Raw genomic sequence first — 20,361 nt, 5'->3', positions numbered from 1 at the left:
AATCTTAAATTGCCGAGTATAGATTTTAATTTATAGTCCTAACCAACCGTCTACAGTTGATTTATTTGCTTCCATCCAAGCTCTTGCTACATCAGCTGGATCTTTTTTCTCAACTGAAACTGCATAAGCCATTGCAGAAACATCATCAGCTGTTAATTGAAAATTCTTAAAGAATTCTACAATTGCTGGTGATTGACTCTCTAAAGAAGTAGCCCAACCGATTTGGATTTGCTTAAGAGCATCTTTTGATGCAACATAAGATTTCTTGTACCAGTCAGCATCTGCTTTAGGTTGAATCATTTTATATTTCGCAGGATCATATTTTGGTTCTGTTAACATAACTACGTCAGCCATTCCCCAAATTGCATGAGGTTTGTAACAATAGAATGCATAACCTTCACCTTTTTTGATTGAGTCTAGTACTCTTGCATTTTTAACTGCTTCAGCAGCTCTAACTGCTTCGATACCAGCATCATATAAACCATAGTCTCTTAATTTAACTTGGTTAACATTTGCTGAAGCCCAACCATCAGCACCAATCCAAAACTCACCTTTACCATTTCCATCACTATCCATTGCTTTAACAACTTCTGGTCTAGCTAAGTCTTCAATAGCTGTAATGTTCATTTTTTTAGCAAACTGCTGTGAAACACAATAACCTTGGTTTCCTTCATATGGTTTGCTGCTTAATTTTAAAGTTCCTTTTGGAACTAAATCATTAGTGTAAGCTTCTTGGTTTGGTAACCAAATATCAGGGTGAACATCGATTTCACCTTTTCCTCTGTCAATTGCTGCATAAATTGCAGTATTGTTTCCAGGAACTAATTCTGCTTCACCACCCATTTTGTCTATAACTACTGCAGCAAGTAAATTTGCAATTGCAGTTGCACCTGTCCAACCTGGATCTCCAATTTTAACTTTTTCTGCGTTTGCAGAGAAAATTGATAAAATTGAAATTAATCCAGCTACAAGTGTAGATTTGATTATTTTCATTATGTCTCCTTAATTATTTATAAATAAAGTCTAACGCGAATTGAGAGAAGGTGTCAAAGGAAATAAGTATCTAAAAATTAGATGTATATTTCTATTCTGGGTTAGATGTGAGAGTTTTAATCTCTAGTATGTTTTCGTTAGGGTCTTTTACAAAGAATGTTTCTTGTTCATACTTAGTGCCTTTAAATCTTAAGTATGGTTCGTCATAATATTTAGTGCCACTATCTTTTAATCTTTGTTTAAGTGCATCAAAATCTTTTCTAGATAAGTGTACACCAAAATGGGGTACGGACACATTTCCCATGTCCACATCATGTCTCTCATTATCTAATTTATGATCACTTTTATGAAGTGTTAATTCATTGCCCCAAAAGTCAACATCAGCCCACTCTTGTGCAGAATTATCCAATCTACATCCTAAAGTTTCGCTGTAAAATTTTTTTGCGACCTCTAGATCACCACAAGGTATAGCTAAATGAAAACAATTAGTGTTTTTGTACATAATTAATCTTTAATAACAGAATATAATGACTATATAAGCCACTTATTAAAATTTCAAGTGAGCATAAAATACAATGAATGATTATTTACAATCGATAATTGATAGAGATCCTGCAGCAAAATCAAAGCTTAGTTTGATTTTAACCTATCCAGGTGTCAAAGCAGTATTCTTTCATCGTATAGCTAATTTTTTTAGTACTGCTAAATTTTATCTCGTTGCAAGAATCATTTCTCAATTTTCAAGATTCTTAACTGGAATTGAAATTCATCCTAATGCAAAAATTGGAAAAAATTTATTTATAGATCATGGTATGGGAGTTGTGATTGGTGAAACTTCAGATATTGGTGATAATGTTACTATCTACCATATGGTTACATTGGGTGGAATTGCACCAAGTATAAATTCAAACGATCAAAGAAACATGAAAAGACATCCAACAATTAAAGATGAAGTAGTGATTGGATCAGGAGCACAGGTGTTAGGTCCAGTAACTGTTGGACGATGTGCAAAAATTGGAGCAAACGCTGTAATTACAAAAAATGTTCCTGAAAATGCAGTGATGGTTGGAATTCCTGCTAAGAATGTTGGAATAGCTGATAGCGAATTTAAACCTTACGGAATTACCCCTGATAGTGATAAAAAATCAGAAAATGAATAATACGCAAAACGATTTTATTTCTGGGATTGGAAATACTCCTCTTATAAAACTTAGAGCTGCATCAGAGATTACTGGTTGTAATATTTATGGTAAGGCAGAATTTTTAAATCCAGGCGGATCTGTAAAAGATAGAGCAGCACTTGCACTAATTAAAGACGCACAGGAAAAAAAATTAATCTCCAAAGGAGGAACTGTTGTTGAAGGTACTGCCGGTAACACTGGAATTGGTTTGGGCCTTTTGGGAAATTCTTTAGGTTACAAAACTATTATTGTTATGAACGACAATCAAACTCAAGAGAAAAAAGATTTACTAAGAAACCTTGGCGCTGAGTTAAGATTAGTTGAACCGAAGCCTTATAAAGATGACAATAACTTCGTAAAGGTTGCTGCAAGGCTTGCAGATGAATTAAGACCTTCAAATAACAATGGAGTTATTTGGGCTAATCAATTTGATAATACTGCAAATGCAAAAGGTCATTATGAAGGAACAGGTCAAGAGATCTGGGAACAGACAGATGGTAAGGTAGATGGTTTTGTATGTTCATCTGGAACTGGGGGCACCATTTCGGGTGTAAGTAATGCATTAAAAGAAAAGAATAAAGATATTAAAATTTACCTTTCAGACCCCAAAGGTTCTGCTCTTTATAATTATATAAAGAATGGAGAATTAAAATCTGAAGGAGGATCTATAACAGAGGGAATTGGTTCAAGCAGAGTTACAGCCAACTTTGGTGAGGCCAAAATTGATGACGCCTACTCTATTGATGATCATGAGGCTCTACCTATTCTTTATGATTTAATTCAAAATGAGGGTTTAAGTTTAGGAACTAGTTGTGGAATAAATATTGCTGGAGCTATTAGAATGGGAAAAGAATTAGGACCTGGTAAAACCATCGTTACAATCCTTTGTGACAGAAGCGATAAATATGCAACTAAAATGTTCAATAAAAAATTCTTAGAAGAAAAAGGTCTACCAATACCTAGTTGGTTTTAGATATAAATCTTATCTGCTAATCCGTAACAAAGTATTGCACTTAACAAAGTTAGAATACCTGGTGCAATAATTCCTTCATTAGATGTTTGTGGTGTGTGACCGAGCTTATTGATTTTAATATTATATATACCAACAATAAAAGCTGAAAGGTTTTGTAAAAACACTAAATTAAAAAATGCCCATGTTCCTTGAAGACCATCAGGTCTAATAAAGCCAACCCATATTGCCATCGCAACAGCACCTATAAACAAAGAACCAAAAAATCTGGTCATTCCAGCACCAGTATCATCAATACCGAACTTATCTAAAAATTTCTTTGTAGCGAAAACGGTTTGATATGCATAAACAGCAAAAACAATAAAATGTACTAAAAATACAATTAAATAAAAAATTCCATTAAACTTTTCGATCATATTAAAACCCTATCAAATTTTATCATCAGATAAAACAACATAATCAGCAATTTTTGTGCTCCTTAATTGCATAACTGACGCGCGTTATAAACACGAGAGACTTTGTCATGAATATGTAACAGTCTTCACTTACTTATAATTAATAACTAAAGAGAAAGATAAAATGAAAAAAATAATATTAATATTAATTAGTATTCTTTTTTTGACTTCTTCGTATGCGGGAATGAGTGAAGATGACAAAAAGAAAACAATTGAGTGTGCAGGAATTTATTATGCAAATAGTATGATTCCACAAGCAGAACTTGAATTAGAAAAAATTACTCATTCTTTTGCTGCTAAGAAATTTTTAAGCTCTTACTTGGTTAAAGATGGTGTAAATGAAGACAATCTTAATAAAGAATTAATTAAGATTGTTGATGAACGATATGGAAAACCATACGAGAAAAATACCACAATGGAATGTGATAGTTTTGTTTATAAATTAATCCCTAATTCAAAAGAAGAAATAGATAAATTGGTAAAATCAGGGATTTACTAAACAAACAATTTAGAAACTAAAATATATGAAAAAAATAATAGTGATTTTATTCAGTGTTTTATTTCTAACCTCTGCATATGCGGATATGTCTGATAGTGATAAAAATAGAGCTTGGGAATGCAGTGGTATTTATATGGCTAACTATTTCTTGCCAATTGGTGAAACATTTGAATATAGTATGAAAGAAAAATCTATGGCATCAGTTAAAGTTTTAAAAGCTTATGCCTTAGAAGTTGGAATCCCTGAAAAGCAATGGGATGAAGGAGTAAACAAAGCTGTTGATAAGTTTTATGGATCTAAATTTGACGAGGATAAAACTAATGCCTGTCATGAATTTGTAAACTCAACGGTACCTAATGGAGAAGATAGAGTTAAAAAAGTAGTACAAACTCTATATTAGAAAGGAGTAAAAAATATGTCTAAATTTTATATTATAGGAAAGATTAGTCGTGATCTTGCTTTGAGAATGCAGAGCGATCCAAATGCAGATAGAGGAGCAGCGATCAAAGCTATTTGTGATACTGTTGGAGTAAAGTTTCATAGTTATGAGTGGGTTCGAGGAAGATTTGATGTAATCAATGTTATTGAAGGAGATTACGAAAGTGTTCTTGGAATGAAAGTTGCGATTATGAACGCAGGTTTAATGGAAGATATTATGATTCATGAGGTATTTGATTATAATAAAACTTTCAACAAAGCTGCAGATGCTGGAAAAAACTTTAAAAAACCAGGTGAATAAACGAGAGGAATAAATGTCTATCTTAGAAAAATATAGTGCTGCACTAAAAAATAAAGACGAAGCAGCTATGAATGAGCTTTTGCATGATGATTTTAAATTTACAATGCATAAATCAGGAAATATTTTAACTAAAGATGATGTTATCAAATGGGCAATGAGTGGTGACATCAATCAAGATAAAGTTAGAATTGTTTACGAGAATGATGAAGTTGGAATTCATCATGCTTTTGTTACATTTAACGATGGAAATGTTGAGGCTGTAATGGCAGTTTATAAATACGACAATGGAAAAATTGTTAGTTTAGAAACTGGTGCTACTCCAATGCCTAAATAATTATATATATTTAGTGGGATTTCATTTAATATTATTAAATGAGTCTCGCTACTTCATACTTGTTCCTAGGAATTGCTGTATTCCTAGGAGTTACTTCAAATAGTTTTGCTAAGAGCGCTGAGGGATTTACACTAATCTTCCCTAGTATAATTACCGCAATTACAATTGTTTTGTGCATGTATGCACTTTCCTTGGTGATGAAGAATATACCAATGGGCATCACTTACGCTTCATTTGCAGGATTAACAATTATTGCAACAGTTATAGTAGGTGTAATTAAATATAATCAAGTTCCAAATCTTTACTCCATGATCGGACTAGCATTTATAATTATTGGAGTTTTAATGGTTAATTTGTTAGGTAGTAAATAATATGAAGCCTCTTATAGGATATTTATTTTTAGCTAATGGTATAATTTTTGGAATAGCTTCAAACAGTTTTGCCAAAATTTCTGAAGGTTTTACAAAGCTAACTCCTTCAATTTTATGTATCCTTTTTATGTGTATTACAATGTTTTCAATTGCAAAAGCTATGCATGCAATACCTGTTGGATTTGCTTATTCAATTTATAGTGGTTTGACAGTAACAGGAGTTGTTCTTTTTGCTGTATTAAAATTTAATCAAGTTCCTAATATTTATGGGATAATTGGAATTGCTTTGATTATTATTGGCGTTGTAATGGTTAATTACTTGGGTCGATTAAATTGATATTTTTTTAAAATGTCTGGAAGTTGATAGCTTCCATCTTCATTTAAAGATAGTTCATATTCATTAACAACAGTGCTTGTATCTAATGGAGAATATAAATGTGGGTACATATCACCATTTGATGCTTGTTCCCAAAGTAAGTGTTCAAGTTTAAAAGCATTTACTCTCAATAAAACTAGGTTTTCTTTATTTAGGAAATGTTTTTTTAAGGTTTCCTCGACCTGATCCTCCTCTGAGAAATGAATATATCCATCTTTAATATCTTTTTCAGATCCACCATAAGTTCCAGATTGCTTAGCTTTTTGCCATTCTTCTTTATCTATGACTTTAAAAATAAATTCTAAATTCATTTTACCAGGAAGAGTTTGGCCCTTTTAAAAATTCCAGTTCTTCTTCGGTAGACTCTCTTCCTAAAATTTCATTTCTATGTGGGTATCTATGAAACTGTCTAATTGCTTTGGTGTGGTCTTGCCAAAATTTTTTAATCTTATTGTATCCTTCATGTTCTCTTAAATATTTATTTAATAAGTAATAAGCCATTTCATGATCACTAATTTCTTCACTATGAATTAAAGGTAGAAGCATAAAAAATCTTTGATCAACAGTCATAGCTTCTAAATATCCAGAATACACTGCATCATTTACTATCAATCTAGTTTTTTGATCTTGAGCAAATGCTTTTTTATCATCCCTAAACATATTTCTTGAAAATTGATCAAACAGAATTACCAAAGCTAAGCAGCTCATGGGATTATCCTGCCAATCATCATATTCATTTTGACAAGCAAGTTCATAATCTTTTAAAAAATTATCTTTTATCTTTTGATCAAATTTATCATCCTTCTTAAATCTCATTTCAAAAGGAGTTTCTTTAAACCAGAAATCTAAAATTGATTGCGCTCGTTCTGGTATCATTCAGCTAAAGGTTTTAATAATTTTAATATTTGTTTATGATTTGCTTTATTATTTGAGACAATAATATTTCCTCCTACCACAGGATTTCTATTACCCCAAGTAGTTACTATGGCTCCACTTGCTCTCACTATTGGCATTATTGGATGAATGTCCCAAATTTTGTTTGCACACTGTGCAACCATTTCTAATCTGCCTTCAGCTAGTTGACAATATGTTAAAGCATCAAAACATGGAAATTGCATTCGTTTAATAAATTTTTGAATTTTGGATTGTTGTTTTAAGGTTAATTGATTATGAAAAGCAGCAGCTAACTTTGAATTTGCAAAATTTAATTTAGAATTAACTTTTAGTTTTCTTTTTTTATTATTTTCAAAAACGTATGCGGTGTTTTTGTTTACATTTAAGTAATATTTTTTCATTTTAGGGAAATTTGCTAATCCTAAAATTGGCTCCCCGTTATAATTTAATGAAATCAAATTACTCCAACTAGTATTTCCAACAACATACGATCTAGTTCCATCAATTGGGTCTATTACCCATGAAAATTCACTTTTAGTATTTTTGTGACCGTATTCCTCACCTATAATTTGATGATCTGGAAATCTTTTAGAAATTTTGGATCTTATAAACTTTTCAAAAGCTTTGTCAGATGTAGTTACTGGATCATAACCTTTGCCTTTCATTTTATTGGTTATCTTGAACGGCTTATCTAACTTAGCATAATAAAATTTTGTTAGATCTTTTGCTAGCTGGTTTAAAAAACTTGAAAATACTGGATATTTTTTTGTATCAAAATTATTCACAAATAATTCTTACTATTTAATTTATATTGATTAAAGTTAAATTTTAAATAATGCTCAAGTATTATTTATGAAAATTGAGCTTCACGAAAATAAAGTTTACTTCAATAACGGTACTGAAAAAAAAGAAATACATCCTTTTTGGTTAAGAGAAAGAGTGGATGGTGAAGAATTTGTTGATAAAGGAACTCAACAAAGACTTTTTGACCCAACTAGTTTGAGCAATGATATAATCATTAATAAAGCCTCTATTCATGAGGAATTTTTAGAAGTTAACTTTAATGATGGAATTAGTTCTAAACTTAATCTTAGTAAAATTGCTTTAGAATTCTCAAAAGAAGATACAGTTATAAAATCTATAGAAAAAACTAAATGGGATTCCAGTTTAAGCAATATCAAAAATTTTGAATACCAAAATAATTTTTATGAAAGTAAAGAAATGCATGACTTGCTCGTTTCTTTCTATAAGTTTGGATTTGTTGTAATTAAAAATATACCAACAACTAAAAATTATATTGTTGAGTTTGCAAACTCAATAGGCAGTGTTAGACGAACAAACTTTGGAGAATATTTTGATGTTAAATCAAAACCTGACCCTAATGATCTTGCATATACTTCTTTAGCTCTTGCACCGCACACAGATAATCCATATCGAAACCCTGTACCATGTATCCAACTTTTGCATTGCATAGAGAGTAAAGTTTTAGGAGGATATTCTACACTGGTTGATGGATATACTGTTACTGAAGATTTAAAAAAAAGTTATCCTGATTATTATAAAATCTTAACAGAAGTAAAAGTAAGATTTAAATTTATTGATAAAGAAGTAATTTTAGAATCTTTATGTCCTTTAATTGAATTAGATGAGTATAAAAATTTTAAACAAGTAAGATTTAGTCCAAGATTAGATTTTGTTCCAATCTTAGATAAAGAAGAATTAGATTTATACTATCAAGCAAGAAAAAAACTGTCTGAAATGTACAATTCAGATAAATATAGAATAGAATTTAAACTTGCTCCAAAAGATTTAATGATGATGGATAATCATAGGTTGCTTCATGGACGAACAGTTTATGATGCTAATGAAGGAGAAAGATTTTTACAAGGTTGCTATATAGACTACGATAGTACAGAAGGAAAATTAAGACACTTAAAAAGAAAGTTTAATCTATAGAAATATTTTCTATTTGAGCTTCTGCATCCCTAATAGATTTTTCATAGTCTAAAGCCATTTGATCAGCGCTTATAACTTCAACTTTTTCAATTCCAAAAAAATTTAAAATAAATTTTAACCAAGGCGTTAAAAAATCTTCTGAGCTATTTAGTTTTGTTCCACCAGAAGTAATTACAAGATATGCTTTTTTATTTTTTAATAACCCTTCTCTTCTACCATTGGGTTTAAATTTAAAGGTTTCCCCTATTCTTGCAGCTAAATCTGACCAAGCTTTAAGAGTTGCGGGTGGTCCGTAATTATATATTGGAGCTGAAATTATTATAATATCACTCTCTTTTAATTCTTTTACAAGCTTGTCGGAAAGTTCAAACATTTTCTTATGTTCTTCAGTTTGATCTTTCTCATCAATTTTCATTCCAGATTCTGTTAAGCCACTTACAAAAAGCATTTCATCATCTAAATCTCTATAAATTACTTCATCATCTGGTTTTTTAATTTTTTCCAAAAGTTTTTTTGCTAACGCTCTCGAAGTTGAGCCTTTTTTTCTAGCGCTTGAATCTATTTGATAAATTTTCATTAATTACTTTAACCAAAATTTTGCATAAAAGGAAAGATCTCAATTAAATAAAACCCAATTGCTTGCAATTTATTTGTAATAATTAATATTCCAGTTACTAAAAGAATTGCGCCACCTACTTTTGAGATAATATTTATATACTGACGCATATTTTTTGAAAAAATTAAAAATTTCTGAATTAAATAACCTGATAAAACAAAAGGTATAGCTAAACCTAAAGAGTAAAAGCTTAATAAAATTATTGCTCTTGATAAAGTATCTTCAATTGAAGCTAAAGCCAAAATTGATCCTAATATTGGACCAATACAAGGTGTCCATCCAAATCCAAAAGCAGCACCAATTATCACAGGAAAGAAAAAACTATCAATTTTTTTAAAATCAAATCTTCTATCAATATTTAAAAATCCAAAATTAAAAACACCTAATAATTGTAATGAAAAAAATATTACAATTAGTCCAGCGATTAATCTTAAAGATTGAGAGTTTTCTAACAATACTTGTCCTAAAAAAGATGCTGAAGCTCCAAAAATTATAAATACTAATGAAAAACCAAAACAAAATTTAATTAAAGGAACAATATTAAAATTTTGTTTCTCAGTTATTTCTTTAAGAGATTGGCCTGATACAAAAGATATATATCCAGGTATTAATGGTAGAACACATGGTGATAAAAAACTTATTAACCCTGCTCCAAAAGCAATTAAATATTCAATCATCTATCCAGTGTTTTTCATTGCTGCAGAAATTCCCGCAATAGATGTCATTAAAGCATCGTCTAAATATTTCTTATCTAAATTTTTATATTTTTTGTTTGTTAATTTATTCATTATATTTGCCTGAAGAATGTTTAGCATCTCAGTGTAGTTATTTCTGATAAATAAAGCTTTTCTAAACTCTTTCCTTTCTTTTATAACTTCTTTTGGAGTAATTTTATTGTGCAATTTGACCAATGCATCAAATTGAAACCTTAATCTTTTTCCAATTCTTATTAAAGATTTATCAGCTAAATTATTTTCATAAATCACTGATATTTCAGGATCAACCTTTGAAATAACCATGTCCAAAATATCCATTGTGGAAACGAAATAAGGCCAGTTCCTCTCCATGTCTGTCATAGTTTTTTTAAATTCTCTAATTGATCCATATCTCAAAGCCTCAGTTGTACCAAGCCATGCGGGAAGCATTAATCTAATTTGAGTCCAAGCAAACACCCAAGGAATAGCTCTTAAACTTTGAATATTATCAACATTCTTTCTCTTGGTGGGTCTTGAACCAATTGCGAGTTTTCCAAGAGATTTATGCGGAGTAACAGTTTTAAAATATCTAATAAAATCTTCGCTTTGATTTAAATACTTCCGGTAAGCAGATGTAGAAATCTCAGACATTTTTTGAATAAGCTCTCGCCAATTTGGTTTAGATCTAGGAGGTGGATTTAAAGTAGCCTCCATTACTGCACCTATATAACTACATAGATTGTATTCAGCTAAAGGCTTATATCCATATTTTTGCTGTATCACCTCTCCTTGATCAGTAATTCTAATTTTTCCATTTACTGTTCCAGATGGTTGAGATTTAAGAGTTGCCTGAATTGGTCCTCCTCCTCTTCCTGGAGATCCTCCTCTTCCATGGAAAAATACAAGATCTATTTTATATTTTTTAGCTAAATTTCTAAGTTCTTCTTGAAGTTTATATTGATGCCAACTTGCAGATAGTTTTCCAGCATCTTTACTAGAATCTGAATATCCAATCATTACTTCTTGTTTTGAGTTGATCATTTTTCTATACCAAGGAAGTTTAAATAAATTTTGCATAACACCTTTGGCATTCTTTAAATCATCTAAAGTTTCAAAAAGTGGTACTACTCTTAACAAATTCTTTGTTTCAGCCTGTAATTGCAATAAATAAACAGATAAAATATCAGATGCTTTTGAAGTCATTGAAATTACATACGCGCCCATACATTGTTCTGGCTCTTTAGATATTTGTTTAAATGTTTTCCAAACTTCTAAATTCTCTTTGTCTCTTAAATTAATTTTATTAACAAAAGATTTTTTTTGTTTTATTGATTTATTAAGTAATTCAATTTTCTTTTCTTCAGGTAATTGTGAATAATTTATTTTATTTTTCTTTTTAAATATTTCATTTAAAAGTTTTTCATGTCTATCAGACTCCTGCCTGATATCTAATCTTGCTAAATTTATTCCAAAACATCTAACTCTTCTTATTAAATCCAACAAATCTGCATTTGCTATATGTTGACCTTTGTTCATGTTTAAGGATGTTCTAACTTCTCTTAATGGATTTATGATTTCATACTTATCTTTTAATAATTTATTTTCATCTAATGGTTTATTATAATTTATATGTGCTTCAATTAACTGATGTGTTCTTCTTACTTTGTCTCTTAAAGGTCTTAAATAAACCCTATAAGGTTCAAAACTATTTCCAGTAACTTTTTTAATTTTATTAGAACATTCTTCCATTGATAAATCTTGAATTAATTTTGTGAGTTCTCTTTCGTATAACTTTGCAGCTTGCCACCTTGAAAATAAAATTACTTTTTTTGTTACTTCAGATGTAACATTTGGATTTCCATCTCTATCTCCACCCATCCATGAACCAAATTGAATTGGATTAAAGTTTCTAGGAAGATCTTTATTTAAATTTTTTCTAAAAATATCATTCAACCTTTTATAAACTCTTGGAATTGTGTCCCATAAACTATCCTCTATTACAGCCAAGCCCCATCTAGCTTCATCAAGCGGTGATGGTTTGGATCTTTTTAATTCATCAGTTTTCCAAATAATGGCTATCTCTGAATACAATTTTCGATCTATTTCAATAATCTTTGCGGGGTATTTTTTATAAAGATGGCGTTGCTCCATCAAAGTAGTTAAATTTGCGTATTTTTGAATTAGTGTTCTTCTCTTAACTTCTGTTGGATGTGCTGTGAGTACTATTCCAATATCAAGTTTTGTTGCCTGATCATAAATTTTTTTGTCAGAGATTTTTCTATTTTTAAATAGACTGTTGATTATATCCTCAATAAATAGATTTTGTTTTTTGTTCTTAAAATATGGATTATCGTATTCATTAAGTTTTCTAGAAGCATCTAACGACTCAGCTAAATTCATTAAATTTAGAATATGTGAAAAAGATCGAGTAACCTTAAAAGTGATTTCAGGTGAAAGCTTTCTTATGTCTTTTGAGATTTTGGAAAATATCTTACTTTTATTTTTATCTAATAAAGTGTTTTTAGATAATAATCTTAATCGCTCAACAATATTGAAAAATTTTGTGCCTTCTTGATCTTTAATTACTCTTCCAAGAAAAGTTCCTAATAATCTTATATCTTCTCTTAAGAGCTTAGTGGGTATTCGTTCATAGTAAAGATCTCTCTGCTTCATTACTTAAAATAAATTTTTTTTGTAAAACTCCTTTTGCGTTTGTTTTTACACCAAAAAAGAATCCTGAATATCTAAATTTTCGCAAATCAGCCTTGTCCATTCCTTTTGTGGCTGTTGAAACGTACAGTTCTTGATTATTCTTTCCACCGAATGCACAATTAGTGATATTTTTGGCCGGAAATTGAATTCTATGAATTAATTTTGCTTTACTATTGAATACTGAAACGCATGCACCATGAAAATGAGCAACCCACAAATTTTTATTTTTATCTACAGTCATTCCATCTGGTGAACCTTCTTCTGGAGATAATTTTTTAAATATTTTTTTACTAATTATTTTATTATTTTTATTTATCTTAATTTTATAGATAGTTTTTTTAGGACTATCAGTGTGGTAAAAATTATATTGATCAATAAATGCAGGGCCATTTGTAATTCTATAATTTTTATCAACTCTAGTTAATTTTAAATTTTTATCTAATTTATACAAAGATCCTTTTTCAATTTTTCTCTCTAAGTTATCCATGGTACCAAACCAAAGATTTCCAGCAGGATCTGTTTTACCATCGTTTATTCTATTCAATTTTATTTCAGGTTCTATAGGTATCGATTTTAAAACTTTTTTTGATTTTAAATTTTGAATTCTTATTTCACCCTGCAATCCTAAAATAAATATATGATCTCTTACATGAGCAATGAAACCTACTTCTTTATTTACTTTAAATATTTTCTTTTTTTTATTTTTAGTATTTAAAGAACAAATTTTCTTTTTCTTTATATCAACAAAATAAATTGAGTTGTGTTCTTTAACCCAAAGTGTTCCTTCGCCTAAAGTACATCTTATTTTCCAAATAGGTTTTGGCTCTGTAGTTTTAATTTTATTCATTTACTTCAAACTCCTTAATAAAGTCCTCATTAGGATTTATACCAATACCTACATTGTCTGTCACTGATGCAAATCCATTATTGTTTTTAACTTGATCTAAAATTGAAAAATTTTCTTTTGGTAGATCTGTAATAAAGATATTTTTCTCTGTTGTATCAAATTCTAGCATAGATTTTGTTGGGAATAGTCCCCCTGGCATATCTGGTTGCGCAGTCAATAAATGAAGATTTACCGCTATACTTACAGCAGATCCCCAAACATGATTAATTACAGGAACAAAGTTAGCCTGCGCCAAGGCTGCAACTTTCAAATATTCTGTAATACCTCCTAATCCACATACTTCTGGTTGAGCTATATCAATACAATTATTGGTAATTAATTTATTCCATCCATACTTTGTAAATTCTGCTTCACCTCCAGCAACACTGGTTGATATATTTTTTTTTAATTCTCGGTAACCGTTGTAATCTTCGGGAGCGACAGGTTCTTCAAACCAATAAATATTTAGTTCATCAAGTCCTTTTCCAACATACAGAGCATCTTTCAGATTATAAGCATGGTTAGCATCCACCATTAATTTAAAATCATCACCTATAGAATTTCTAACTGCTTGAACTAACCTTAAATCTTCTTTTGGACCTAATCCAACCTTCATTTTCATTGCTTTAAAGTTTTTTGATTTAATCTGTTTAGCTTCTTCTTCAAACAATGGAATTAGCTCATCAACTGATTTTTTTTGCAACATCATTCCATATCCATACACAGGAACTTCATTATTACATTTTCCGCCAACAAGTTGGTAAAGAGGAGAGTTTGTTTTTTTTCCTAAGATATCCCATAGAGCTATGTCAACTCCTGACAAAGCTTGTATTGGCATTCCTTTTTGACCACTATCTCTTAAAAGATTGTAAACTTTTTGCCAAATATGTTCTTTATTCAAAGGGTTTTCACCTATTATTAAAGGCTGAATTACCTTTTCAACAATGAACTTATTAGCTAAAGAAATATTACCTGGACCAAAACATTCGCCCCATCCGGTAATACCTTCATCAGTTTGTACTTCGACTAGATGGGCTGTTCTATGTTTATAATATTGTTGTGAATAACCTAATTCTTTCTCTAACTCATATTTAAGTACATGACTTTTAATAGAAGTTATTTTCACAAAAGATTATAAAGCAACTACTTTAGAGTTTTGCTCTCCTAAATTTTCAATTGATAATCTCATTGTATCACCAGCTTTTAAGAATTGTTGCGGTTTCATTCCCATGCCAACTCCTGGAGGTGTACCAGTTGTAATTATATCACCCGGCTGTAAAGACATGAATTTACTTAAATAAGATACAATAACGTTAACATTAAAGATCATAGTATTAGTGTTTCCAGTTTGCATTCTTTGACCATTAACATCTAAGCTCATTTTTAAATTATTGATATCAGCAATTTCATCTTTAGTTACTAAGTAAGGTCCAATTGGTCCATACGTGTCATGAGATTTTCCTTTAACCCATTGACCCATTTTTTCTATTTGCCATTCTCTTTCACTAATATCGTTTACTAAACAATATCCTAAGATGTGATCTTGCGATTGAGCTTCTGAAATATGTTTTGTATGTTTTCCAATTACAATTCCTAATTCTACTTCCCAGTCTAATTTTTTTGAACCAGAAACAATTTCGATATCATCGTTAGGACCATTAATGCAACTTGTTGCTTTCATAAAAGTAATTGGTTCAGATGGAACCTCTGCCCCTGTTTCAGCAGCGTGATCTGAAAAGTTTAAACCAATTGCAATAAATTTTCCTGGTTTTGTAATACATGAACCAATTCTTTCGCTTGAAGATAATTCTGGAAGACTTGCTAAATCAGCACTTTGTAATTTTGAAATAGTTTCAAAATTTAAATGATCAGGATTTAAATCTGAAATATGTGCACTGATATCTCTAATTTTACCATCTTTGTCTAAAGCTGCTGGTTTTTCTTGTCCTTTTTGACCTACTCTTAATAATTTCATAATTGTCCTTTTGTTATTAAATTATATTGAAATTCCACCATCAACAGAAATTGTAGTTCCTGTTGTAAATGTTGCATCATCACTTGCTAGATAAACTGCTACTGCAGCAATCTCTTCTGCAGTTCCTAATCTTCCCATTGGTTGTCTTGCAATAAAATCTTTTTTTGCCTGAACTGGATCTGGGCTCTGGTTTACTCTGTCTTGCCAAGATGGTGAGAAAACTGTTCCAGGAGCAATTGAATTACATCTGATATTTTGTTTTACAAAGTCAGCTGCAATTGCTTTAGTTAATCCTATGACAGCACCCTTTGTTGTTCCGTAAACAAATCTGTTTGGAAAACCTTTTAAGCTTGAAGCACATGAAGACACATTAATTATACTTCCACCATTTTGTTTTACCATCAATGGTAATATCGCCTTACACATAAAATACATTGATTTCACATTCACATTTGATGAGAAATCCCAATCTTTTTCATCACATTCAAGAATTGTTCCATGGTGAACAAATCCAACTGCATTAAATAATACATCTACTTTATCAAGAGTTTTAGTAAATTCTAAGATAGCGTTGTTATCAGTTGAGTCTAATTTGGTAACTTTAATATCTGGATATTCTTTATTTAATTCTGCTAAAGTTTTATCATTTAAATCTGTAGCCGTTACATGAGCTCCTTCTTTATGAAATGCAATTGCTGTTGCTTTTCCAATTCCTTGTCCTGCTGCTGTTACAACAATTTGTTTACCATTAAGTCTTCCGCTCATTTTTTATTTATCCTTTCAATCTCGTTATAAAGTGAACTGTGATCAGTGTTACCATGACCATTATCAACTAAGGTCTTATACATTTCTTTAACTAAATTTGAAATAGGTAAATGAGTATTATAAGAATTTGCACATTCTAAAATGTTATTCATATCTTTCAAATGAGTATAGGTCTTACCCTTTGGGCTAAAATCTTTATCAATCATTCTTTTTCCATGTGTTTGAAGTATTTTACTATCCGCCCATCCACCTGAAAGAGCTTTGATTAATTTATTTGGATCTGCTCCAGCTTTTTCACATAATGTTATGGCTTCTGCAACAGCTCCTATTGTAACTCCAACAACAATTTGATTTGCTAGTTTTGATACTTGTCCACTTCCAATAGGTCCAACTAATGTTGGGTTTCCCATTGCTTTTAAAATTTTTTCAGAATTATCAAAAACACTTTGATCACCACCAACCATGATAGCTAGTGAAGCTTCTTCTGCTCCGATTGTTCCTCCTGAAACTGGTGCATCTAAATAATTTACATTTTTTGATTTTAAATTAGTTCCATGTTTTGTTGCTGTTGTGGGTTTTACAGAACTCATATCTATAACTGTTGAACCTGATTTTAAGTTGTCTAGAAAATCTGAACTAGAGGTTATTGCATCTACAGCACTATCATCAGTTAACATGGTAATGACAAAATCACTATCCTTAACTACATCGCTTATTGTTTTTGAAATTTCCGCACCAAACTCTTTTAATGGTTCTGCTTTTTCTATTGATCTATTAAAGGCTTTTAATTTAAATCCAGATTTTAATATATTTTTAGCCATTGGAAGGCCCATTAGACCTGTTCCAATAAATCCAATTGTTATCATGGCTTAGGTTTAAATTCGTGGAAATTTTGTGTCATTGCTTCAGGGAAGAACATAACACATGCTAATACAATTAACTGAATTACTATAAATGGAGCAAAACCTCTAAAGATATCTGTTAAAGATATGTGTGGAGGAGCAACCGATTTTAAATAGAAAGCGGCGGGCCCAAATGGTGGACTTAAAAATGAAACTTGCATATTTACACAGAATAATATTCCAAACCAAATAGGATCAAAACCAAGTGCAATTACAATTGGTAAAAATACTGGCATCGCTAATAATACAATTCCAACCCAATCCATAAATGCTCCCATGATTAAGAACATAATCTGCATCATGAAAATTAAATACATTGGTTTCAAATCATAAGCTAAAATTGTTTCTGCAACATATTTTGGACCACCGGCAAGAGAATAAGCTCCTGCTAAAACCGTTGCACCAAAAGTAATAGTTAAAATTGTTCCAGATGCTTTAAAAGTTCTTGTTAATGCATCCTTAAATAAAAACCATGTCAGTTCTTTTCTAGCAAAAATAATAATTAAAGTAGCAACAACACCCATTCCTGCAGCTTCAGTAATACCAGTCATTCCAGAATAAATTGAACCTAATACAATAATTACAATTCCAATTGGTGGAAGTAGACCTGGAAGGTAAGACATTTTTTCTTTTAAAGTTAAAGCCGGCTCATCACTCAATGGAGCTAAATGAGGTTGTAACCTTGTTCTAATAAGAATGTATGTAATAATTAAACCTGAAATCATTAAACCTGGAACAATTGCTTCTTGGAATAACATCGTAATAGAAGTCTCCGTTGTTAAACCATAAATAATTAAAACAATTGATGGAGGTATCATTGTTCCTAAAGATCCAGATGCACAAATAATACCAATAGACATGTCTTGATCATATTTAAGTCTTAACATTTGAGGTAATGCAATTAATCCTAATAAAACTATTTCTCCTCCAATAATTCCACTCATTGCAGCCATGATAGTTGCCATGATTGCAGTAACTACACCTACTCCACCTCTAGTTTTTCTTAACCACGCGTTTAAAGCATCATAAAGATCTCGTGCAATGTTAGAGCGTTCGAGCAAGGAGGCCATAAAGATAAACAAAGGCACTGATAAAAATGAATAAGTAACAACCAGTGAGTAATACCTTGAAAGCAATATTCCTAATGCATGCTCACCTATGTATAAAAATACTAGTACTGCACCCATGAAGCCTGATGCAAATCCCATCGGAACACCAATAGATATAAGTGCTAATAATCCCACTATTAATATTATCGAGAGTGTTCCTATTTCAAATTCCATCTTACTTTAATTCTTTAGAAGGGTCGTATTGTTTCTCTTTTGGATTTCTCCAATCAATGATTAGGTTATTTACAGATTGAACTGCTATAAGAAATACACATAAAAGTGTAAGTGGTTTCATTGTAGCTGGAATTGGAGGATCCCAATAAGTTGCAAATCTCTCCCAGGTAGTGAAAGATCTGTGTGCATCTTCCCATCCACCATAAATTACTGCTGTAGCAAAAAGAACAATAATTATAGTACTAATTAAGTCAAAAATTCTTTGAGTTGGTCTTCCAACCCAGTCGTAAAGTAAAACTATTCTAATATGGCTTCTTAATCTTGTTGCATATATTCCACCAACTAAATAGCAAACACCTGCAAGCCACAAACATAACTCATTAGCCCATAAAGTTGGCTTAAATAAAACATATCGCATAAAAATTTCATACATCATCACAATTACAATTACAGGAATTAAATATTTTATTGTGTGACTTAAAAATAAGGAAACTCTATCAATCCAATTAATTGGAAAATCATCTTTACTCGCTACTTTTTCATTTTGTTCTTGTAACTCTTTATCTATCATTGAGTAAAAATTTTAGATTTTATTCGAAGGGCCTTTTCAGGCCCTTCAAAAATTATTTATTACATAATACCATTAGCTTTCATGTAAGCTTTGTGTATTTCGATTAAAGCCGCAGCTTCTGGAGATTTAGTCTTCCATTCTTCCCAAGCAGCAAGTGCAGCTGTTCTGAATTTAAGTCTATCTTCTCTAGACCAGTCATGAAGAGTAACGCCCATTTCATTTAAAGCTTTAACAGCTTCAGCGTTTTTTCTCTCAACTAAGCTAGTAATAGTTCTTCCAGCGATTTCTATTCCAGCTTTCATAGCACCTTGCTCATGTGGCTTTAACTTGTTCCATACTTTTGTGTTACAAGCTAAGTGGTCAGCCGGCATAGAGTGGAAACCTGGGTATGTAGCATATTTGTTTTGCTCATAGTGTCCACCAGCATAGTTAGTTGCTAAAGATGAATAGTCAGCACCATCGATTAGACCAGTTTGTAAAGCTGTAGGAACTTCACCAAAGTCCATAACGATTGGCTTCGCACCTAAAGTTGTAAAGATCATACTTTCCATTCCTGGAGGTGATCTAAATTTAAAGTCTTTCAATGAAGCAACATCTGGAATTGGTCTGCTAGATATTAAAGACTCATGTCCTGGTATCCACCAACCAATCAAAGTCATTCCATATTTGTTGTATAATGCATCAACAGCATCTTGAGCACCTGGGTAGTTCAAGAATTCATATTGTTGGTAAGGGTTATCGTATCCACCCATTACATCACCTGCGAATTGGAACGCTGCATTTTTACCAGTTTGGTAACCAGCACCAGTCATATCACAATCGATAATTCCAGTTTGTGCAGAGTTAAATACCTCAGCAGATTTACCTGTTACTGAAGATGAGTAGAACATTTCAATTTTCAAGCTTCCACCAGAAAACTTTTCTACATTTTTTGCGAACTGAGCCGCAACTTCACCATTTGGTGAGCTAGCAGTAAAGTGAGTTTCAATCTTTAAAGTCTTTGCATTTGCAGAGCCAAATAAAGCAACTGAAACCATAGCCACCGCTGCTAAAGTTTTAGATATTAATTTAAACATTATCTTCCTCTCGTTTATGTTTTTTGAAAGTTAATCATAAATGATTTTCTATTTCAATTAAATCAGTTTAGTTATTATATATAGAAATTATATATATTTTATAAACACAGAG

General features: G+C 31.1%; 26 protein-coding genes. 9 read left to right on the top strand and 17 right to left on the bottom strand.

The window, feature by feature from the left end:
• Window positions 1-30 precede the first annotated feature (30 nt).
• Both ACTTAO_RS06125 and ACTTAO_RS06120 read right to left on the bottom strand, forming a co-directional pair.
• Entirely contained in the window at window positions 31-993 is a 963-nt protein-coding gene (locus ACTTAO_RS06125; RefSeq protein WP_262590496.1) for an ABC transporter substrate-binding protein, read from the bottom strand.
• 91 nt (window positions 994-1,084) lie between these two features.
• On the bottom strand, window positions 1,085-1,495 hold the full coding sequence (locus ACTTAO_RS06120) for a VOC family protein (RefSeq protein WP_145595791.1): 411 nt from the start codon (window positions 1,493-1,495) through the stop codon (window positions 1,085-1,087).
• A 73-nt stretch (window positions 1,496-1,568) separates the two neighbouring features.
• On the opposite strand from ACTTAO_RS06120, the gene epsC reads away from it, so the two are divergent.
• Both epsC and ACTTAO_RS06110 read left to right on the top strand, forming a co-directional pair.
• A complete protein-coding gene (gene epsC, locus ACTTAO_RS06115) occupies window positions 1,569-2,153 on the top strand; it encodes a serine O-acetyltransferase EpsC (protein ID WP_440691431.1) in 585 nt (194 codons plus the stop codon).
• Window positions 2,146-3,147, top strand: coding sequence for a cysteine synthase A (locus ACTTAO_RS06110; RefSeq protein WP_440614186.1), 1,002 nt, complete (start codon window positions 2,146-2,148; stop codon window positions 3,145-3,147). The genes epsC and ACTTAO_RS06110 overlap by 8 nt, the downstream gene beginning before the upstream one ends.
• On the opposite strand, the gene ACTTAO_RS06105 is transcribed toward ACTTAO_RS06110, so the two are convergent.
• Window positions 3,144-3,560 carry a hypothetical protein gene (locus ACTTAO_RS06105; RefSeq protein WP_440614185.1) on the bottom strand — a complete coding sequence of 139 codons (417 nt, stop codon included), beginning with the start codon at window positions 3,558-3,560 and terminating at the stop codon, window positions 3,144-3,146. The genes ACTTAO_RS06110 and ACTTAO_RS06105 overlap by 4 nt on opposite strands.
• Window positions 3,561-3,723: 163 nt before the next feature.
• Between ACTTAO_RS06105 and ACTTAO_RS06100 the strand changes: the two genes are divergently transcribed.
• From ACTTAO_RS06100 to ACTTAO_RS06075, 6 genes are read left to right on the top strand one after another with little or no spacing between them, the layout of a single operon-like run.
• Window positions 3,724-4,098, top strand: coding sequence for a hypothetical protein (locus ACTTAO_RS06100; RefSeq protein WP_440691429.1), 375 nt, complete (start codon window positions 3,724-3,726; stop codon window positions 4,096-4,098).
• Window positions 4,099-4,123: 25 nt separating this feature from the next.
• Window positions 4,124-4,498, top strand: coding sequence for a hypothetical protein (locus ACTTAO_RS06095; RefSeq protein WP_440691427.1), 375 nt, complete (start codon window positions 4,124-4,126; stop codon window positions 4,496-4,498).
• A 15-nt stretch (window positions 4,499-4,513) separates the two neighbouring features.
• The gene (locus ACTTAO_RS06090; protein ID WP_075505873.1) at window positions 4,514-4,837 is read left to right on the top strand and encodes a GYD domain-containing protein; all 324 of its coding nucleotides are present in this window, start codon (window positions 4,514-4,516) and stop codon (window positions 4,835-4,837) included.
• Between the two features lie 13 nt (window positions 4,838-4,850).
• The gene (locus ACTTAO_RS06085; protein ID WP_440691425.1) at window positions 4,851-5,171 is read left to right on the top strand and encodes a nuclear transport factor 2 family protein; all 321 of its coding nucleotides are present in this window, start codon (window positions 4,851-4,853) and stop codon (window positions 5,169-5,171) included.
• A gap of 38 nt (window positions 5,172-5,209) precedes the next feature.
• Complete coding sequence (locus ACTTAO_RS06080; protein ID WP_440677086.1) at window positions 5,210-5,542, top strand: DMT family transporter; 333 nt, start codon at window positions 5,210-5,212, stop codon at window positions 5,540-5,542.
• Window position 5,543: 1 nt separating this feature from the next.
• Window positions 5,544-5,879 (top strand): DMT family transporter, encoded by a 336-nt coding sequence (locus tag ACTTAO_RS06075; protein ID WP_440648086.1) that lies wholly within the window; start codon window positions 5,544-5,546, stop codon window positions 5,877-5,879.
• Here ACTTAO_RS06075 and ACTTAO_RS06070 read toward each other — a convergent pair.
• The 3 genes from ACTTAO_RS06070 to ACTTAO_RS06060 are packed head-to-tail and all read right to left on the bottom strand — an operon-like array spanning window position 5,858 to window position 7,597.
• Window positions 5,858-6,229: a DUF952 domain-containing protein gene (locus tag ACTTAO_RS06070; protein ID WP_440691423.1), complete on the bottom strand. Its 372-nt coding sequence runs from the start codon at window positions 6,227-6,229 to the stop codon at window positions 5,858-5,860. The two genes, ACTTAO_RS06075 and ACTTAO_RS06070, sit on opposite strands and share 22 nt — an antisense overlap.
• Window position 6,230: 1 nt before the next feature.
• Window positions 6,231-6,794 carry a DUF924 family protein gene (locus ACTTAO_RS06065; RefSeq protein ID WP_440691421.1) on the bottom strand — a complete coding sequence of 188 codons (564 nt, stop codon included), beginning with the start codon at window positions 6,792-6,794 and terminating at the stop codon, window positions 6,231-6,233.
• Window positions 6,791-7,597, bottom strand: a complete 807-nt coding sequence (locus tag ACTTAO_RS06060) for an inositol monophosphatase family protein (protein ID WP_440691419.1) — start codon at window positions 7,595-7,597, stop codon at window positions 6,791-6,793. Before ACTTAO_RS06060 ends, ACTTAO_RS06065 begins: the two co-directional genes overlap by 4 nt.
• A gap of 67 nt (window positions 7,598-7,664) precedes the next feature.
• Here ACTTAO_RS06060 and ACTTAO_RS06055 point away from each other — a divergent pair, with 67 nt between their 5' ends.
• Window positions 7,665-8,768, top strand: coding sequence for a TauD/TfdA family dioxygenase (locus ACTTAO_RS06055; protein WP_440691417.1), 1,104 nt, complete (start codon window positions 7,665-7,667; stop codon window positions 8,766-8,768).
• Here ACTTAO_RS06055 and ACTTAO_RS06050 read toward each other — a convergent pair.
• Genes ACTTAO_RS06050 through dctP form a run of 11 tightly spaced genes read right to left on the bottom strand, consistent with a single transcriptional unit; the run spans window position 8,758 to window position 20,249 of the window.
• Window positions 8,758-9,345 carry an FMN-dependent NADH-azoreductase gene (locus ACTTAO_RS06050; protein WP_440691415.1) on the bottom strand — a complete coding sequence of 196 codons (588 nt, stop codon included), beginning with the start codon at window positions 9,343-9,345 and terminating at the stop codon, window positions 8,758-8,760. The two genes, ACTTAO_RS06055 and ACTTAO_RS06050, sit on opposite strands and share 11 nt — an antisense overlap.
• An 8-nt stretch (window positions 9,346-9,353) precedes the next feature.
• The gene (locus tag ACTTAO_RS06045; protein WP_440691413.1) at window positions 9,354-10,061 is read right to left on the bottom strand and encodes a cytochrome c biogenesis CcdA family protein; all 708 of its coding nucleotides are present in this window, start codon (window positions 10,059-10,061) and stop codon (window positions 9,354-9,356) included.
• On the bottom strand, window positions 10,062-12,752 hold the full coding sequence (gene ppc, locus ACTTAO_RS06040) for a phosphoenolpyruvate carboxylase (RefSeq protein WP_440691412.1): 2,691 nt from the start codon (window positions 12,750-12,752) through the stop codon (window positions 10,062-10,064).
• The gene (locus ACTTAO_RS06035) at window positions 12,727-13,638 is read right to left on the bottom strand and encodes an SMP-30/gluconolactonase/LRE family protein (protein ID WP_440691410.1); all 912 of its coding nucleotides are present in this window, start codon (window positions 13,636-13,638) and stop codon (window positions 12,727-12,729) included. Before ACTTAO_RS06035 ends, ppc begins: the two co-directional genes overlap by 26 nt.
• The gene (locus ACTTAO_RS06030; protein WP_440691408.1) at window positions 13,631-14,803 is read right to left on the bottom strand and encodes a mandelate racemase/muconate lactonizing enzyme family protein; all 1,173 of its coding nucleotides are present in this window, start codon (window positions 14,801-14,803) and stop codon (window positions 13,631-13,633) included. Before ACTTAO_RS06030 ends, ACTTAO_RS06035 begins: the two co-directional genes overlap by 8 nt.
• A gap of 6 nt (window positions 14,804-14,809) precedes the next feature.
• Window positions 14,810-15,652 (bottom strand): fumarylacetoacetate hydrolase family protein, encoded by an 843-nt coding sequence (locus ACTTAO_RS06025; RefSeq protein WP_440691406.1) that lies wholly within the window; start codon window positions 15,650-15,652, stop codon window positions 14,810-14,812.
• A 21-nt stretch (window positions 15,653-15,673) separates the two neighbouring features.
• On the bottom strand, window positions 15,674-16,417 hold the full coding sequence (locus tag ACTTAO_RS06020; RefSeq protein ID WP_262590475.1) for an SDR family oxidoreductase: 744 nt from the start codon (window positions 16,415-16,417) through the stop codon (window positions 15,674-15,676).
• Window positions 16,414-17,283 (bottom strand): NAD(P)-dependent oxidoreductase, encoded by an 870-nt coding sequence (locus ACTTAO_RS06015; RefSeq protein WP_440691404.1) that lies wholly within the window; start codon window positions 17,281-17,283, stop codon window positions 16,414-16,416. Before ACTTAO_RS06015 ends, ACTTAO_RS06020 begins: the two co-directional genes overlap by 4 nt.
• Window positions 17,280-18,602, bottom strand: coding sequence for a TRAP transporter large permease (locus tag ACTTAO_RS06010; RefSeq protein ID WP_075506115.1), 1,323 nt, complete (start codon window positions 18,600-18,602; stop codon window positions 17,280-17,282). The genes ACTTAO_RS06015 and ACTTAO_RS06010 overlap by 4 nt, the downstream gene beginning before the upstream one ends.
• Window position 18,603: 1 nt before the next feature.
• Window positions 18,604-19,173, bottom strand: coding sequence for a TRAP transporter small permease subunit (locus ACTTAO_RS06005; RefSeq protein ID WP_262590473.1), 570 nt, complete (start codon window positions 19,171-19,173; stop codon window positions 18,604-18,606).
• 59 nt (window positions 19,174-19,232) lie between these two features.
• Window positions 19,233-20,249: a TRAP transporter substrate-binding protein DctP gene (gene dctP / locus ACTTAO_RS06000; protein WP_262590472.1), complete on the bottom strand. Its 1,017-nt coding sequence runs from the start codon at window positions 20,247-20,249 to the stop codon at window positions 19,233-19,235.
• Window positions 20,250-20,361: the final 112 nt, after the last annotated feature.

The sequence above is a fragment of the Candidatus Pelagibacter sp. HIMB1782 genome, assembly GCF_052047475.1.
Classification (GTDB): Bacteria; Pseudomonadota; Alphaproteobacteria; order Pelagibacterales; family Pelagibacteraceae; genus Pelagibacter.
The sequence above is the reverse complement of the archived record's forward strand: the minus strand, read 5'-3'. Positions and strand labels throughout refer to the sequence as shown.

Excerpts from the sequence above, each read along its gene's own strand:
- ACTTAO_RS06125 (WP_262590496.1), bottom strand. The coding sequence starts at position 993 with ATGAAAATAATCAAATCTACACTTGTAGCTGGATTAATTTCAATTTTA.
- ACTTAO_RS06120 (WP_145595791.1), bottom strand. The coding sequence starts at position 1,495 with ATGTACAAAAACACTAATTGTTTTCATTTAGCTATACCTTGTGGTGAT.
- epsC (WP_440691431.1), top strand. The coding sequence starts at position 1,569 with ATGAATGATTATTTACAATCGATAATTGATAGAGATCCTGCAGCAAAA.
- ACTTAO_RS06110 (WP_440614186.1), top strand. The coding sequence starts at position 2,146 with ATGAATAATACGCAAAACGATTTTATTTCTGGGATTGGAAATACTCCT.
- ACTTAO_RS06105 (WP_440614185.1), bottom strand. The coding sequence starts at position 3,560 with ATGATCGAAAAGTTTAATGGAATTTTTTATTTAATTGTATTTTTAGTA.
- ACTTAO_RS06100 (WP_440691429.1), top strand. The coding sequence starts at position 3,724 with ATGAAAAAAATAATATTAATATTAATTAGTATTCTTTTTTTGACTTCT.
- ACTTAO_RS06095 (WP_440691427.1), top strand. The coding sequence starts at position 4,124 with ATGAAAAAAATAATAGTGATTTTATTCAGTGTTTTATTTCTAACCTCT.
- ACTTAO_RS06090 (WP_075505873.1), top strand. The coding sequence starts at position 4,514 with ATGTCTAAATTTTATATTATAGGAAAGATTAGTCGTGATCTTGCTTTG.
- ACTTAO_RS06085 (WP_440691425.1), top strand. The coding sequence starts at position 4,851 with ATGTCTATCTTAGAAAAATATAGTGCTGCACTAAAAAATAAAGACGAA.
- ACTTAO_RS06080 (WP_440677086.1), top strand. The coding sequence starts at position 5,210 with ATGAGTCTCGCTACTTCATACTTGTTCCTAGGAATTGCTGTATTCCTA.
- ACTTAO_RS06075 (WP_440648086.1), top strand. The coding sequence starts at position 5,544 with ATGAAGCCTCTTATAGGATATTTATTTTTAGCTAATGGTATAATTTTT.
- ACTTAO_RS06070 (WP_440691423.1), bottom strand. The coding sequence starts at position 6,229 with ATGAATTTAGAATTTATTTTTAAAGTCATAGATAAAGAAGAATGGCAA.
- ACTTAO_RS06065 (WP_440691421.1), bottom strand. The coding sequence starts at position 6,794 with ATGATACCAGAACGAGCGCAATCAATTTTAGATTTCTGGTTTAAAGAA.
- ACTTAO_RS06055 (WP_440691417.1), top strand. The coding sequence starts at position 7,665 with ATGAAAATTGAGCTTCACGAAAATAAAGTTTACTTCAATAACGGTACT.
- ACTTAO_RS06050 (WP_440691415.1), bottom strand. The coding sequence starts at position 9,345 with ATGAAAATTTATCAAATAGATTCAAGCGCTAGAAAAAAAGGCTCAACT.
- ACTTAO_RS06045 (WP_440691413.1), bottom strand. The coding sequence starts at position 10,061 with ATGATTGAATATTTAATTGCTTTTGGAGCAGGGTTAATAAGTTTTTTA.
- ppc (WP_440691412.1), bottom strand. The coding sequence starts at position 12,752 with ATGAAGCAGAGAGATCTTTACTATGAACGAATACCCACTAAGCTCTTA.
- ACTTAO_RS06035 (WP_440691410.1), bottom strand. The coding sequence starts at position 13,638 with ATGAATAAAATTAAAACTACAGAGCCAAAACCTATTTGGAAAATAAGA.
- ACTTAO_RS06025 (WP_440691406.1), bottom strand. The coding sequence starts at position 15,652 with ATGAAATTATTAAGAGTAGGTCAAAAAGGACAAGAAAAACCAGCAGCT.
- ACTTAO_RS06020 (WP_262590475.1), bottom strand. The coding sequence starts at position 16,417 with ATGAGCGGAAGACTTAATGGTAAACAAATTGTTGTAACAGCAGCAGGA.
- ACTTAO_RS06015 (WP_440691404.1), bottom strand. The coding sequence starts at position 17,283 with ATGATAACAATTGGATTTATTGGAACAGGTCTAATGGGCCTTCCAATG.
- ACTTAO_RS06010 (WP_075506115.1), bottom strand. The coding sequence starts at position 18,602 with ATGGAATTTGAAATAGGAACACTCTCGATAATATTAATAGTGGGATTA.
- ACTTAO_RS06005 (WP_262590473.1), bottom strand. The coding sequence starts at position 19,173 with ATGATAGATAAAGAGTTACAAGAACAAAATGAAAAAGTAGCGAGTAAA.
- dctP (WP_262590472.1), bottom strand. The coding sequence starts at position 20,249 with ATGTTTAAATTAATATCTAAAACTTTAGCAGCGGTGGCTATGGTTTCA.